This window comes from Micromonospora sp. MH33 (genome assembly GCF_003013775.1).
In the GTDB taxonomy this organism is placed as follows: Bacteria; Actinomycetota; Actinomycetes; order Mycobacteriales; family Micromonosporaceae; genus Micromonospora; species Micromonospora fulviviridis.
Window position 1 is genome coordinate 1 of record NZ_MUYZ01000174.1, and the last position, 14,176, is coordinate 14,176.

General features: G+C 74.6%; 11 protein-coding genes. 4 read left to right on the forward strand and 7 right to left on the reverse strand.

The window, feature by feature from the left end:
* Together B0E53_RS23245 and B0E53_RS23255 are read left to right on the forward strand one after the other, a co-directional pair.
* A partial coding sequence (locus B0E53_RS23245; RefSeq protein WP_168215392.1) for a LiaF domain-containing protein occupies window positions 1–722 on the forward strand: 722 nt, incomplete at its 5' end.
* A gap of 731 nt (window positions 723–1,453) precedes the next feature.
* Window positions 1,454–2,701, forward strand: coding sequence for a phosphatidylserine decarboxylase (locus tag B0E53_RS23255; RefSeq protein WP_107078010.1), 1,248 nt, complete (start codon window positions 1,454–1,456; stop codon window positions 2,699–2,701).
* A gap of 62 nt (window positions 2,702–2,763) precedes the next feature.
* Here the strand turns inward: B0E53_RS23255 and B0E53_RS23260 are convergent, their stop codons facing one another.
* From B0E53_RS23260 to B0E53_RS23270, 3 genes are all read right to left on the reverse strand, one after another.
* Entirely contained in the window at window positions 2,764–3,675 is a 912-nt protein-coding gene (locus B0E53_RS23260) for a CDP-alcohol phosphatidyltransferase family protein (RefSeq protein WP_107078001.1), read from the reverse strand.
* A gap of 345 nt (window positions 3,676–4,020) precedes the next feature.
* On the reverse strand, window positions 4,021–4,932 hold the full coding sequence (locus B0E53_RS23265) for an NUDIX domain-containing protein (protein WP_107078002.1): 912 nt from the start codon (window positions 4,930–4,932) through the stop codon (window positions 4,021–4,023).
* A gap of 128 nt (window positions 4,933–5,060) precedes the next feature.
* Entirely contained in the window at window positions 5,061–6,008 is a 948-nt protein-coding gene (locus tag B0E53_RS23270; RefSeq protein ID WP_107078003.1) for an NUDIX hydrolase, read from the reverse strand.
* A gap of 144 nt (window positions 6,009–6,152) precedes the next feature.
* Here B0E53_RS23270 and B0E53_RS23275 point away from each other — a divergent pair, with 144 nt between their 5' ends.
* Complete coding sequence (locus B0E53_RS23275) at window positions 6,153–6,515, forward strand: PspC domain-containing protein (RefSeq protein WP_107078004.1); 363 nt, start codon at window positions 6,153–6,155, stop codon at window positions 6,513–6,515.
* Window positions 6,516–6,522: 7 nt separating this feature from the next.
* On the opposite strand, the gene guaA is transcribed toward B0E53_RS23275, so the two are convergent.
* Together guaA and B0E53_RS23285 are read right to left on the reverse strand one after the other, a co-directional pair.
* A complete protein-coding gene (guaA, locus tag B0E53_RS23280; RefSeq protein WP_107078005.1) occupies window positions 6,523–8,076 on the reverse strand; it encodes a glutamine-hydrolyzing GMP synthase in 1,554 nt (517 codons plus the stop codon).
* A 68-nt stretch (window positions 8,077–8,144) separates the two neighbouring features.
* Complete coding sequence (locus B0E53_RS23285; protein ID WP_107078006.1) at window positions 8,145–9,842, reverse strand: GMC family oxidoreductase; 1,698 nt, start codon at window positions 9,840–9,842, stop codon at window positions 8,145–8,147.
* 145 nt (window positions 9,843–9,987) lie between these two features.
* Here B0E53_RS23285 and B0E53_RS23290 point away from each other — a divergent pair, with 145 nt between their 5' ends.
* Window positions 9,988–11,106: an LCP family protein gene (locus tag B0E53_RS23290; protein ID WP_107078007.1), complete on the forward strand. Its 1,119-nt coding sequence runs from the start codon at window positions 9,988–9,990 to the stop codon at window positions 11,104–11,106.
* A 1-nt stretch (window position 11,107) separates the two neighbouring features.
* Here the strand turns inward: B0E53_RS23290 and B0E53_RS23295 are convergent, their stop codons facing one another.
* The gene (locus tag B0E53_RS23295; protein WP_107078008.1) at window positions 11,108–12,565 is read right to left on the reverse strand and encodes a M1 family metallopeptidase; all 1,458 of its coding nucleotides are present in this window, start codon (window positions 12,563–12,565) and stop codon (window positions 11,108–11,110) included.
* A 130-nt stretch (window positions 12,566–12,695) separates the two neighbouring features.
* On the reverse strand, window positions 12,696–14,090 hold the full coding sequence (locus B0E53_RS23300; RefSeq protein WP_107078009.1) for a M1 family metallopeptidase: 1,395 nt from the start codon (window positions 14,088–14,090) through the stop codon (window positions 12,696–12,698).
* Between the last annotated feature and the right edge of the window lie 86 nt (window positions 14,091–14,176).

Sequence of the window (14,176 nt, forward strand, 5' to 3'; positions counted from 1 at the left end):
CGGGCGGCTACCGGCCGCCGTTCGCCCCGCACGGCCCGTACGCCGGGTCGGCCCCGCCGGCGCCGCCCACCCTGCCGGCGCCGCCCCGCCCCCGGCCGCCGAAGCGGCCCAAGGAACGCTCCGCGCTCGGCGCTGTCACCTTCTCGCTGATCTTCCTGGCGCTGGGCCTGGTGACGATGCTCGACCTGCTCGACGTCTTCCCGGTCGGCGCGGCCGGCTACTTCGCGGCGGTGCTGGCCACCATCGGCCTCGGGCTGCTGGTGGGCACCTGGTTCGGCCGGGCCCGCTGGCTGATCGCACTCGGTCTGGTGACCGCGGCGGCGCTCGGCATCGCCACCGTCGCCGACTCCTACGACCGGGTCCGCGGTATCGACGGCAACGTCACCTGGGCGCCGGCCGACTACCGGGACCTGGCCGACCGGTACGAGAACAACTTCGGCGACGCCGTGCTCGACCTGCGCAACGTCGACTTCGACAAGAAGGACACCCAGGTGACCGTCGCGGTCAACTTCGGCAAGGCGACGGTGGTCGTGCCGCCGAACGTCGACGTCACCACGGTGGCCGACGTCAACGCCGGTGACGCCACCGTCTTCGGCCGACGGACCGGCGGGCTGAACGGCCGCCAGTGGGAGAACACCGACCTCGGGCCGGACGGTCGCGGCGGCGGCACGCTGCGCCTGCTGGTCCACGTGAACGCCGGAAACCTGGAGGTGACCCGGTGAAGGCTCACCGCACCGACATCGTGTCGTTCGCCTTCGGGCTGGCCTTCCTCGGGCTGTCCGCCTGGTGGCTCCTGGCCCGGATCCTCGGGCTGGCGCTACCTCCGGTGGGCTGGTTCCTGGCCGGCGCGCTGATCCTGATCGGACTCCTCGGGCTGGTCGGCGCGCTGCGCTCGGGCCGGCACCCGGAGCCGGAACCGGCGGAGGCCACCGTGTCCGGCCCCTACGAGGCGGGCACGCCGGCCGCCTCCACCCCAGCCGCTGAGGAGGCGGACGAGTGGGCCACCGACGCGGTGACCGACGCCCCGCTCGCGGCGCGGGAGGACCGCCCGTTCGACGGGGAGCCACGCTGGTCGCCCGCCACGCCGGGGCTTCCGGACGAGCCGGCGACCCGCGAACTGCCCCCGGTCGAGCCGGCCGAGCCCGTGACCCGCGAGCTGCCGGCCGCGGAGGGCGGGCCGGACGGCGGGGCCGGGCCGGCACCCGCGAACTACCGGCGGTCGACGAGGGGGCGGAACGGGCTGGACGCGATCCGCGTACCGGCGGGGACGGGCCGGGCTGACCGCGACGGTGCGGCACGCCGAGGACGCCGCCTATGCTGGCTGGTGGAGATCTCGCCTCCGTCGACCGGCCCCACCCGTGGCGTCCCGGTCGCGGCCGGGGCGCCCGGTCGGCCGGGTCGCCCGGGTGGTCCCGCCGCCTTCCGTCTCTACCCCGTCAGGAGCCCGTCCGAGATGACCCAGTCCCCCGCCGTGCGCGTCACCGGTCCCGCCGGTGCGGTCCGCGCCGGCGAGCGCGCCGCCCGTACCCTCGTCAGCGAGTTCGCCCGGCGTAACGACGCGAAGGCCGGCCTGCTGGTCGGCGCGACCCCGGAGTCCGCGGTGCTGGCCGCGGCGATCGAGGCACTGCTCCCCGGCGACCGGCTCACCGTCGTGCCGGCGGAGGACGCCTCCGCCGCCGCGCTCCGCGCGCACGTGACGGCCCAGGGCCGCTGGGTCGACGACCGGGTACGCGTGGTCGACACCCTCGCCGAGGCGGACGCCGCCGCCGTGGTGGTCGCGGCCGAGCTGTTCACCGGCACCGCCGAGGAGGCCCGGACCGCGGTCGACGGGCTGGCGAAGTACCTCGCCGAGGGGGGCGTGCTGAGCGTGGCCGCGCCGCTGTTCCGCACCGACGGCGCCGGGGCCGAGCTGGACCGGCAGGGGGTGCTGCACGGCGTCCGCACCGATCTGGTGCTGCGCAACTCCCCGCCGGTACGCGTACACCACCTGCGCTTCACCCCGGCGCCGGCCGCGCTGGCGGCCTCGCTCTCCCCGGCGTACCGGCCGTCGAGCGTGCCGCTGACCCGGAGCATGCACATCGACTCGAACGGGGTGGCCGCGGCCGGCATCACCCTCGGCCTGGCCGCGCTGGTCCGGGCCGCCCGGCCGAAGTCCAAGCTCTGGCTGCTGCCGGCGCTGGCCGCCGCCCCGGTGGCCGCGTTCTTCCGGGACCCGGAGCGGGACGTGCCGGAGGACCCGTCGGCCGTGGTCGCCTCGGCGGACGGCCAGGTCCTCTCGGTGCAGCGGCTGCACGACGAGCGCCTCGGCGACGGGGAGTGGCTGCGGATCGCGGTCTTCCTCTCCGTGCTCGACGTGCACGTCAACCGCTCGCCGGTGGCCGGCAAGGTGGTCGACTACTTCGTCGCGGACGGCGGCTTCGTCAACGCCATGAAGCCGGACGCCGAGCACAACGTGGCCGCGTACACGGTGCTGGACACCGACCACGGCACGGTCGTCGTGGCGCAGCGGACCGGGCTGATCGCCCGCCGGATCGTGCAGCGGGCGCCGGTCGGCGCGCTGCTGGCCCGGGGCGAGCGCTTCGGCCTGATCCGGTTCGGTTCGCGCACCGACGTCTACCTGCCGGCCGACGCCGCCGAGCCGCTGGTCGGCCCCGGCGACAAGGTCGTCGGCGGCTCGACGGTCATCGCCCGCTGGAGCTGATTCCGGGGAGGAACGCAAAAAGGGGCGCCGCTCTCGCGGCGCCCCTTTTCGGTGGGTACGGGTCAGGCGGTGCGGCGCTGGTGCAGCCACAGCAGCGGGCCGCTGACCAGGTAGCCCACCACCACGAGGGCGAAGGTGAGCCGGATGTCGACCAGCGCGCCGACCACCGGGGCCAGCCAGAGCCACGGCGGCATCTTCACCAGCCGGGCGAGCTTCGCGTAGGGGAAGCTGGACACCATGGCGAAGGCGAGCAGCGCCACGCCGGCGACCATGACCAGGCCGGGGACCGGCAGCCCGATCGCCACGGTCAGGGCCAGCACGGCGGCCGCCATGGTGGTCGGCACGCCGCAGAAGAACCGGCCGTCCTTGGGCGAGACGTTGAACCGGGCGAGCCGGATCGCGGCGCAGGCCGCGACCAGGGCGCAGGCGACCGCGGCGGCCGCCGGCGGCACCGAGCCGGCCAGCGAGGCGTAGACCACGACCGGGGCGGCGAGGCCGAACGAGCACATGTCGGCCAGCGAGTCCATCTGCGCGCCGAACGGGCTGGCCACGTTGAGCTTGCGGGCCAGCGCCCCGTCGAGGCCGTCGAACGCGACGCAGGCGATCAGGCAGAGCGCCGCGACCCGGACCTCGCCCTGCATGGCCAGGAAGATCGCGAGCATGCCGAGCATGAGGCTGCTCAGGGTGCAGGCGTTGACCAGCGCGAACTTGGCCCGGCGTGCGGCGGTGCGCTCGCCCGGCAGCAGCGGGATCGACATCGCCGGCGACTCGTCGACCGGCGTCGCCGGGCCGAGCGCCGGGCTGACCGGCATCACGGCCTCGACCTCGGCGCCGTACCGCCCGTAGCGGCGACGCTGGCGGTCGGACCAGCGGTGGTCGGGGTTGACCAGGTCGGTCCCGGTGGCGGCGGCGCCGTCCCGGCGGCCCACCCGGACCAGCAGCACCTGGCGGGCGAACGTGCTGCTGCGGCGCAACCGGCCCGCCCAGCGACGCCCTGCGGGGCGCGGACTGTCAGTCGTACGACGCCGGCGCCATGGGGCTCTCGGCACGTTTCCTCCATCACCGGATCGGGTGACCGCCACGTGGGCGGGTGTCCGGCTGTCTCGTGCCGGACCTTTCGGGCCCGGCAGCCCATTTGCGGAGTACACCATTGCACAGGGGATAGGGGGTTGGCGATAGCTGCCGGCGGTACTTATAACTCGCTTAACCGCGCGAACCGCTCACTTATTCCCATCTCGGGCCTCAACGCCCGTTTTCGTCACCCAATCCCAACTACCGACTGTACCGGAGGCGGCCCACGGTGGCTCGGTGAGCGGGCGTCACCTCCCCCGATGTCCGGTTGCCCGGGCCGCCACGTCGGTCATCCGCAGGCCGCCGACCTGCTCGGGAGCGAACCAGGCCGCCCGGGCGGTGGAGCCGCCCGCGAGTTCGGTCACCACCGCCTCGGTGGGGACGTCCACCCGCACCCGGTAGATCACCCGGACGCCGTGCCAGTCCAGTGGCCGCCCCTCCGGGCCGAGCGCGGCCGGGTTGTGCAGGTTGTCCACGGCCATCAGGTCGACCACCCGGCCGAGCTGGCCGGCCTCCTCGACCAGTTCGCGGAGCAGGCCGGTCGCGGGCTGCTCGCCGTGGTCGGTGCCGCCGCCGGGCAGGTGCCACTTCCCGGCGCCCGGGTAGCCGTCGGCGATCATGGTGAGCAGCACCCGCTCGGCCGGGTCCGTGACCAGCCCGTACGCGGCGAAGCGCTGCCGCCGGTCGGCGGGCGGGACGGCCGGCCCGGGCGGCAGCGCCCGGGGCAGGTCCGCCGGCAGCGGCGACACCGGCAGCCCGAGCAGCTCGGCGGTGAACGGCATCAGCGGCACGGCCGTCGCCTCGTCCGGGGTGAACCAGCCCAGCTCGTCGCTGCCGCCGGCCGGCTCGGGCCGGAGCCCGCCGCCGCGCGCCTCGACCTCGAAAACCAGCCGGTCGGTGTGCACCGCGACACCGTCGGCCGGGAAGACGGCCACGTCGGCAACGGCGGCCCGGATCGCGCCCGCCGCGACGACGAGCCCGGTCTCCTCGGCGAACTCACGCTCGACGGCCCGCGCCGGGTGCTCGGCGTGCTCGATGCCACCTCCCGGCAGCTGCCACACCCCCGGATAGGGACACGCGTCCGACCCGCGCGCCAGCAACACCCGCCCGCTCTCGTCCCGCAGCACTCCGTACGCCCCGATCCGCCGCCGCTCCTCCACCCCGCACCACTCCCCGTCCGCTCAGTCCGTCGATCATGAACCTATTGCCCGCCGGATCGGCGTGTCCCGGCAATAACTTCATGATCGCCGCCTCGGGGCGACGGTGCGGGGGTGGGGCGGGGGGTGGGTCAGAGCAGGTGGGCGGCGTGGACTGCTTCGGCCGTCACCTCGGTGAGGCGGTCGGTGGGGAGGGCGCCCAGCTCCTCGCGGCGGAACCAGCGGGCCTCACAGGTGGAGCCGCCGACGTCGGCCACCGTGGGCGGGGCGGGCTGGTCGACGACCACCCGGTAGAAGGCGCGTACGCCGTGCCAGTCGATCGGGTAGCCCTCCGGGCCCAGCGAGGCGGCGTCCCGGTGGCTGGCCACCCCGAGCAGCTCGACCAGGCGGCCGGTCTGCCCGGTCTCCTCGACCAGTTCCCGGATCAGCGCGGCACCCGGCTGCTCGCCGTAGTCGGTGCCACCCCCCGGCAGGTGCCAGCAGCCGGCGCCCGGGTAGCCGTCGGAGACCCGGGTGAGCAGCACCCGCTCCTCCGGGTCGGTCACCACCGCGTACGCGGCGAAGCGCTGCGCGCGGTGGAGCCCGTCCGGGCCGGGGACGGCGTAGAACGAGGGGAACTCGGGGACCTCCTCCGGCACGACGTCGTCGGTGGCGGTGGGCAGGCCCAGGGCGCGCGCGGTGAACGAGCGCAGCGGCAGCTCCCGGGCCTCGTCGAGGCTGAACCAGCGGGCCAGGTCGGTGGGGCGGTCGATCCGGTCGGCGAGCGTCCCGCCCCGCACCGAGACCGTGTAGAGCAGCCGGTCGGTGTGGATCGTGATGCCGCGCCCGGGCAGCGCCCGCATGTCGGCGAGGACGTCCTGGAGGGCGGCCACGGCGACCGAGAGCCCGGTCTCCGCGGCGGTCTCCCGGACGACGGTGTGCTTGGGGTCCTCACCGTGGTCGACCGCGCCGCCGGGCAGCGACCAGGTGCCGGGGGTGCCGGAGCGCTCCGATGCGCGGACCAGCAACACTCGGCCGTCTGAATCAGCACAAACTGCGTATGCCGCGATCCTGCGAAGCGGCTCCAGCAAGGTGGTCACGGGAGGAAATTCTCCCCGGCTGCCGTTACCCGCATCGAAAAGAGTCAGATTCCTGACTCTTGGCTGGCGCCTCAGGGACGCGTCAGGGTACGAGTCCGGGCGGTCACCGAGGTCGCCCGCCGGCCCGCGCGGGACCGTGGACACATGACCTCCACGCACCCCTCCCAGGCCCCGTACAAGCAGCTCCGCCGGCCGGTCACCGACCGCATGGTCGCCGGCGTGGCCAGCGGCCTCGGCCGCTACTTCGCCGTCGACCCCACCCTCGTGCGGGTGGCCTTCGCGGTGGCCACCCTGCTCACCGGCGGGCTCGCCGCGCTGGCGTACCCGATCATGTGGTTCCTGATGCCCGAGGAGCCGGCGGGCGCGCCCGCCTGGCCGCATCCCCCGGGCACCGCGCCCGGCTGGCCGCCGGTCCCGCCGGCGGCGCAGGGTCCGCAAGCGGCGCCGGCCACGCCGGAGCCCACGCCCCGGCCGGCGCCTCAGCCGCCGACGCCGCCGGCCGCCTGACCCGGCGTCACTCCCACTCGATGGTGCCCGGCGGCTTGCTGGTCACGTCCAGGACCACCCGGTTGACCTCGGCGACCTCGTTGGTGATCCGGGTGGAGATCCGGGCCACCACCTCGTAGGGCAGCCGGGACCAGTCGGCGGTCATCGCGTCCTCGCTGGAGACCGGGCGCAGCACCACGGGATGCCCGTAGCTGCGCCCGTCGCCCTGCACGCCGACGCTGCGCACGTCCGCCAGGAGCACCACCGGGAACTGCCAGACACCCCGGTCGAGGCCGGCGGCGGTGAGTTCCTGCCGGGCGATCAGGTCGGCCTTCCGGAGCACGGCGAGGCGCTCCTCGTCGACCGCACCGATGATCCGGATGGCCAGGCCGGGACCGGGGAACGGGTGCCGCCAGACCATCGCCTCGGGCAGCCCCAGCTCCAGGCCGAGCGTGCGGACCTCGTCCTTGAACAGCGTGCGCAGCGGCTCGACCAGGGCGAACTTCAGGTCCTCGGGCAGCCCGCCGACGTTGTGATGGCTCTTGATGTTGGCGGTGCCGGTGCCGCCACCGGACTCCACCACGTCCGGGTAGAGGGTGCCCTGCACCAGGAACTCGACGTCGCCGTGCGCGGCGACCTCCCGGGCGGCGGCCTCGAAGACCCGGATGAACTCACGGCCGATGATCTTGCGCTTCTGCTCGGGGTCGGTCACCCCGGCCAGCGCGCCCAGGAACCGCTCGCGGGCGTCGACCACCTTGAGCTTGATGCCGGTGGCCGCGACGTAGTCCTTCTCCACCTGCTCGGCCTCGCCCGCGCGGAGCAGGCCGTGGTCGACGAAGACGCAGGTGAGCTGGTCACCGACGGCCTTGTGCACCAGCGCCGCGGCGACCGCCGAGTCGACCCCGCCGGACAGGCCGCAGATGACCTCCTTGTCGCCGACCTGCTCCCGGATCCGGGCCACCTGCTCGTCGATGATGTTCTCGGGCGTCCAGGTCGGCTCGATGCCGGCGATCTCGTGGAGGAAGCGGCTGAGCATCTCCTGGCCGTGCGCAGTGTGGCCGACCTCGGGGTGGAACTGCACCCCGGCCCGCCGGCCGGCCAGGTCCTCGAACGCGGCGACCGGCGCGCCCGCCGACTCGGCGGTGACCGCGAAGCCGGCCGGCGCCTCGGTGACGCAGTCGCCGTGGCTCATCCAGACCGGCAGGTCGTCGGGGAGGTCGCGGAGCAGCACGCCGGCCTCCGGGCGGGCGTGCAGCGGGGTGCCGCCGTACTCCCGGTTGCCGGTGCGCGCCACGGTGCCGCCCAGCGCCTGGGCCATGGCCTGGAAGCCGTAGCAGATGCCGAAGACCGGGACCCCGGCGTCGAACATCCCGGCGTCGATCTGCGGAGCGTCCGGCGCGTAGACGCTGGACGGGCCGCCGGACAGGATGATCGCGGCCGGGTTCTTCGCCAGCATCTCGGACACCGGCATGGAGTGCGGGACGATCTCCGAGTAGACCCTCGCCTCCCGGACGCGGCGCGCGATGAGCTGGGCGTACTGGGCTCCGAAGTCCACCACGAGGACGGGGCGAGGCGTGCTCATGTGCAGCAAGCCTACCGACAGTCACCGCCGGCGCGGGCCGCGCCCCGGTGTGTCGCGCGTCGCCCTGCTCAGGGGCGCAGCGCGGCGGGGGCGTGGGCGGGTACGGCGGGCCGCTTCGGCGGCACCGGGTCGAGCCGGCGGTAGGGCGCACCGAGCGGCGGGCGGGGGTCCTCCTCCCCCTTGTTGGGCCAGAACGACATGGCCCGCTCGGCCTGCGCGGCGATCGTCAGCGACGGGTTGACGCCCAGGTTCGCCGAGACCGCCGCGCCGTCCACCACGTGCAGCCCCGGGTGGCCGTGCACCCGGTGGTACGGGTCGACCACCCCGCGCTCCGGGCCGTCGCCGATCACCGCGCCGCCCAGGATGTGCGCGGTCATCGGGATGTTGAACGGCTCGGTGACCGCCCCGCCGGGCGTGCCGTCGATCTCCTCGGCGAGCAGCCGGACCGCCTCGTTGCCGGCCGGGATCCAGGTCGGGTTGGGCGCGCCGTGCCCCGGCCCGGAGACCAGCCGGCGGCCGAACCGGCCGCGCCGGAGGCGGGTGGTGAGCGAGTTGTCGGCCGACTGCATGACCAGGGCGATCACGGTGCGCTCGGACCAGCCGCGGACCGAGAGCATCCGCGCGGCCAGCGCGGGCTGCCGGACGATGCTGCCCAGCCAGCGCCGGATCCGGTGCGGGCCGCCGTCGACCAGCAGCGACTGGAGCAGCCCCATGGCGTTGGAGCCCTTGCCGTAACGGACCGGCTCGATGTGGGTCTGCGGGTCGGGGTGGAACGAGCTGGTGATCGCCACCCCCTCGGTGAAGTCCAGGCCGCGCCGCCGGGCCTGGCCGGGCCCGACCGAGGCGCCGAGGATGGCCTCCGAGTTGGTGCGGGTCAGCTCACCGAGCCGGGGCGACAGGTGGGGCAGCGCGCCGGTCGCCTTCATCTCGTGCAGCAGCCGCTGGGTGCCCAGCGCGCCGGCCGCGAAGACCACCTGGCCGGCCTGGATCACCTGGCGGCGCTTGCGCACCCAGGCGCCGGTGCGCTCGGTGTGCACCTCGTAGCCGCCGTCGGCGGCGGGGTGCACGGCGGTCACCGTGGTCAGCGGGTGGACCTGCGCGCCGAGCCGCTCGGCCAGCCAGAGGTAGTTCTTGACCAGGGTGTTCTTCGCGCCGTGCCGGCAGCCGGTCATACACGAGCCGCAGTGGCTGCAACCGGTCCGGTCCGGCCCGACCCCGCCGAAGTACGGATCGGGCACCCGCTCGCCGGGGCGGCCGATGTGCACGCCCACCGGCGTCGGGTGGAACGTGTGCCCCACCCCCATCCGCTCGGCCACCGCCCGCATGGCCCGGTCCGCCCCGGTGACGATCGGGTACGTGGTGACGCCCAGCATCCGCTCCGCCTGGTCGTAGTGGCGGGCCAGCTCGTCGCGCCAGTCGGTGATGTCCCGCCACTGCGGGTCGGCGTAGAACGCGTCGAGCGGCTCGTAGAGCGTGTTCGCGTAGACCAGCGAGCCGCCGCCCACCCCGGCGCCGGCGAGCACCAGGACCCCGCCGCCGGTCTTCCGGTCGGCCGAGCGGAGCAGGGTGATCCGCTGGAGGCCGTAGCAGCCGAGCTTCGGGGCCCACAGAAAGCGCCTGGCCCGCCAGGAGGTCCGGGGGAACTCGTCGTCGGCGAAACGCCGGCCGGCCTCCAGGACCCCGACGGTGTAACCCTTCTCGGCCAGCCGGAGCGCCGTGACGCTGCCGCCGAAACCGGACCCGATGACGACCACGTCGTACCGCATGCACGCATCATTACCGACGGGTAGCTATAGCGCCAGCGAGAGTTTTTCGCAGATCATGCAGAGCGCTCGATCAAACGGGATGGCCGCCCGGGCAACCGACGGCCCTCCGTCGCGCGTCGAGTGGAAGACGGGGAAGGAGACCACGATGACGCGACGACGGTGGCTGCTGGGACTCGCCGCCCTGGTGGCCGTGGTGCTGGTCGCCGCCGGCGCGGTGGTGACCACGCGGCTCGTCTCCCGGACGTCGCCCGGCCCGGTCGCCGGGCCGGCCACGCCGAGCCCGTCCCCGTCCCCCGCCACGCCGACCACTCCGGCTCCGGTGACCTCCAGCCCCACCCCGCCGCCCGGCGCCGACCTGAAGGGGCCGCTCAACCTGCTGCTGGTCGGGGTGGACACCCGGGTCAGCGTGCCGGGCTGGGAGCCCCACGCCGACGCCGTGCTGGTGCTGCACGTGCCGGCCGGGCTGGGCCGCGCGTACCTCTTCTCGCTCCCCCGCGACCTGGTGGTCGACATCCCGGCCTACCCGAAGGCCGGCTACCCGGGCGGCCGCACCAAGCTCACCCACGCGATGAGCTACGGCAGCCGGGTCCCCGGCGACAAGGCGCACCCCAGCACGGCCCAGGGGTACGAGCTGCTGTGCACCACGGTCAGCCGGTACACCGGGCTGCGCATCGACGCCGGCGCGGTGATCACCTTCGGCGGCTTCGACAAGCTGGTCGACACCCTCGGCGGCGTGGACCTCTACGTCGACCAGCGGGTCGCCTCGATCCACCGCCGACCGGACGGGCGCTACCGGGACCGGTCCGGCAGCACCTACACCGGGCCGCAGATGGTCTACCAGCCGGGCAACCGGCACCTGACCGGCTGGCAGGCGCTGGACTACGCCCGCCAGCGCTACACCGCCGGCGGCGACTACACCCGGCAGCGGCACCAGCAGCAGCTCATCCGGGCGCTGGCCCGGAAGATCCTCGACCAGGGGCTGGCCCGGGACCCGGACCGGGTCGAGCAGGTGGTCGCCGCGCTCGGCAAGACCCTGGTGTACGCCGGCGGCGGCCGCCGGCTGGTCGACTTCGCGTACGCCCTGGGCGGCCTGCCGGCCGAGAAGTTCGTCCTGGTGGGCCTCCCCGGCGACGCGGTGGGCAGCGGCGGGTCCTACCGGGGCGAGCAGTTGCGCCCGGTGGGCCGCGAGTTTCTCGCCGCGCTGCGCGGCGGTGACGCCGACGCGTACCTGGCCGCGCACCCGTCGCTGCGGGTGAAGAACTAGCTCAGAGCGGCTTCGGGGCCGGCGGGCGGTCGGTCCCGTAGAGCCAGGCGTCGAAGAGCTTGTCGAGCTTCCTGCCGGAGACCCGCTGGGCGAGCGCCACGAACTCGTCGGTGCTGGCGTTGCCGTTCCTCTTCTCCGCCGCCCAGGTGCGCAGGATGGTGAAGAAGGCGCTGTCGCCGACCGCCACCCGCAACGCGTGCACGGTCATCCCGCCCCGGTCGTAGACCGACCGGCCGAACAGGTTCGCCACCCCCGGCTTCCCCGGCGGGATACGCCAGACCTGGCTCGACGCGGTCGCGTACTTCTGCTCGAAGGTGCGCTGGACGGTGGACTCCCCGGCGTGCTCGGCCCAGAGCCACTCGGCGTACGTGGCCAGCCCCTCGTTGAGCCAGATGTCCTGCCAGCGCTGGAGCGAGACGCTGTCGCCGTACCACTGGTGGGCCAGCTCGTGCGCGACCACGCCGGTGTTGTCGCCCTGCCGGAAGAACCCGGCCGAGTAGACCGGCCGGCTCTGCGTCTCCAGCGCGTACCGGATCCGGTCGTCGGCGACCACCACCCCGCCGTACGCGTCGAACGGGTACGGCCCGAAGATGCTCTCCAGGTAGTCGGCCACCTCGACGGTCCGCGCGACGGACCGGTCCGGCGCGCCCTCGGCCACCTGGACGGTGACCGCGCTGTACACCGGCCGTCCCTTGTGCTCGCCGGTGGTGACCCGGAACTTCCCGATCGCCACCATGGCCAGGTAGCTGGCCATCGGGGCCCCCTCGGACCAGCGCCAGGTGGTCCAGTCGCCCTTGGTGCTCCGTCCCTTCGGGACCCCGTTGCTGACCGCCGTGAGCCCCTTCGGCACGGTGATCTCGAAGTCGTAGGTGGCCTTGTCGGAGGGGTGGTCGTTGACCGGGTACCAGGTGCTCGCCGACTCCGGCTGGCCCAGCGCGATAGCCCCGTCGGCGGTGTGCAGCCAGCCGCCCTCGCCGAGCACGTCGTTCCCGAGCGCGGCCGGCCGGCCGTCGTAGCGGATCTCGGCGACGAAGCCGTTGCCGGAGGTGAGGCCGGTGGCCGGGGTGACGACCAGTTCGTCGTCGACGCGGCTGTGGCCGGCCTTCGCCCCGTCCACCGTGACCGACCGCACGGTCAGCCCGGCCAGGTCCAGGTTGAACGCCGACAGGTCGGCCGTCGCCGTGGCCCGCACGGTGGTGGCGCCGGCGAGCCGGTCGGTCGCCGGGTCGTAGCGCACCTTGACCGTGTAGTGGGCGACGTCGTAGCCGCCGTTGCCGTAGCTCGGGAAGTAGGGGTCGCCGGCGCCGGGCCCTCCGGGCGCGAAGCTGCGCGCGGCCGTCGGGCCGGGCGCGGTGAGCGCCGGCGTCGCCCGGTCCGGCTCGCTCGCGCCGCAGCCGGCGAGCAGCAGCGCTCCGCAGGTCAGCAGCCCGAGCCGTCGTCGTCCGCCGCGCCGCGCCATCGCCTCTATCCCTTCCGGAGCAGAACCGTCGCGGCCCTGCCCGGGGCCGCTCCGCCCGCGGCAGCCTACCCAGGAACGATCACGTCCGCGTCACGGCAGGGCCGGCGCGGTCACGGCAGGGCCGGCGCGGTCACGGCAGGGCCGGCGCGGTCGCCCCGACCAGCCAGGCGTCGAACAGCGCGCGCAGCGGCTTCCCGGCCGTCCGCTCGGCGTACCCGACGAAGTCGGCGGTGGTGGCGGTGCCGTCCCGCCGCTCGGCCAACCAGCCGCGCAGGATGCGGAAGAAGGCCGCGTCGCCGACCGCGCGGCGCAGCGCGTGCACGGCGAGCGCGCCGCGCTGGTAGACCGCGTCGCCGAACATCGCGGCCCGGCCCGGGTCCACCGAGGGCTTGCTCCAGTCGGTGACCGCGTACCGGTCGGCGAAGGCCCGCTCGACGGTGCGCCCGCCGTCGTGCTCCGCCCAGAGCCATTCCGCGTACGTGGCGAAGCCCTCGTTGAGCCAGAGGTCGCTCCACCGGGCCACCGAGACGCTGTCGCCGAACCACTGGTGGGCCAACTCGTGCGCAACCACCTCGGTGTTCGGCCGGGTGCCCCGGAAGAACCCGGGCCCGTAGACCGGCCGGGACTGGGTCTCCAGCGCGTACCGGATCCGGTCGTCGGCCACCACGATCCCGCCGTACGCGTCGAACGGGTACGGCCCGAAGCGGCCGGCCAGGAAGTCGGCGATCTCGCCGGTGCGGGCCACCGAGGCGGCGGCCGGCCCGTCCGCGGGCAGCGTGGCGGCGACGGCGGTGACGATCGGCTTCCCGGCGTGCGTGCCGGTGGCGACCCGGTAGTCGCCGATCACCAGGGTGGACAGGTAGCTGGCCATCGGGGCGTCCTCGGACCAGCGCCAGGTGGTCCAGCCGCCCTTGCTCTCCGTCCCCTCCGGCACCCCGTTGCTCAGCGCGGCGAGCCCGTCCGGGACGGTCACCTCGATCTGGTAGGTGGCCTTGTCGGAGGGGTGGTCGTTGACCGGGTACCAGGTGCTCGCCGACTCCGGCTGACCCAGCGCGATCGCCCCGTCGGCGGTGGCCTGGAAGCCCCCGTCGCCCAGCTCGGTGCTGGGCAGCGGGTGCGGCACCCCGCCGTAGGTCACCTCGACGGTGAACCGCTGCCCGGCCGGCAGGCCGTGCTCCGGGGTGACGACCAGCTCGGCGCCGTCGCGCCGGTGCCTGGCCGGGGCGCCGTCGACGCGTACCCGGTCGACGGTCAGGCCGGCCAGGTCGAGCTGGAACCGGGACAGGGCCTTCGTGGCGGTGGCGGTCAGGACGGCCGCGCCGGTGAGCCGGTCGTCGGCGGGGTCGTAGCGGACCTTCAGCGCGTAGTGCCCGACGTCGTAGCCGCCGTTGCCGGCCCCCGGCACGTACGGGTCCCCCACGTCGGCGGCGCCCGGACGGAACCGCCCGTCGTCGTCCCCGGTGCAGCCGCCGGCCAGCAGCGCGACGGCGAGTGCCGCCACGCACCACCGTCGGCCCCGCGTCATCCGCCGAGCCTAGGCCGTGTTTGGTAAGGGTCATAGCCATTGGTTGATCGCGGCGATGGTGACGGTGGCTTCGTAACGGACGGCGA

Coding starts and splice junctions, on each gene's coding strand:
- B0E53_RS23255 (WP_107078010.1), top strand. CDS start 1,454: ATGACCCAGTCCCCCGCCGTGCGCGTCACCGGTCCCGCCGGTGCGGTC.
- B0E53_RS23275 (WP_107078004.1), top strand. CDS start 6,153: ATGACCTCCACGCACCCCTCCCAGGCCCCGTACAAGCAGCTCCGCCGG.
- guaA (WP_107078005.1), bottom strand. CDS start 8,076: ATGAGCACGCCTCGCCCCGTCCTCGTGGTGGACTTCGGAGCCCAGTAC.
- B0E53_RS23285 (WP_107078006.1), bottom strand. CDS start 9,842: ATGCGGTACGACGTGGTCGTCATCGGGTCCGGTTTCGGCGGCAGCGTC.
- B0E53_RS23290 (WP_107078007.1), top strand. CDS start 9,988: ATGACGCGACGACGGTGGCTGCTGGGACTCGCCGCCCTGGTGGCCGTG.
- B0E53_RS23295 (WP_107078008.1), bottom strand. CDS start 12,565: ATGGCGCGGCGCGGCGGACGACGACGGCTCGGGCTGCTGACCTGCGGA.
- B0E53_RS23300 (WP_107078009.1), bottom strand. CDS start 14,090: ATGACGCGGGGCCGACGGTGGTGCGTGGCGGCACTCGCCGTCGCGCTG.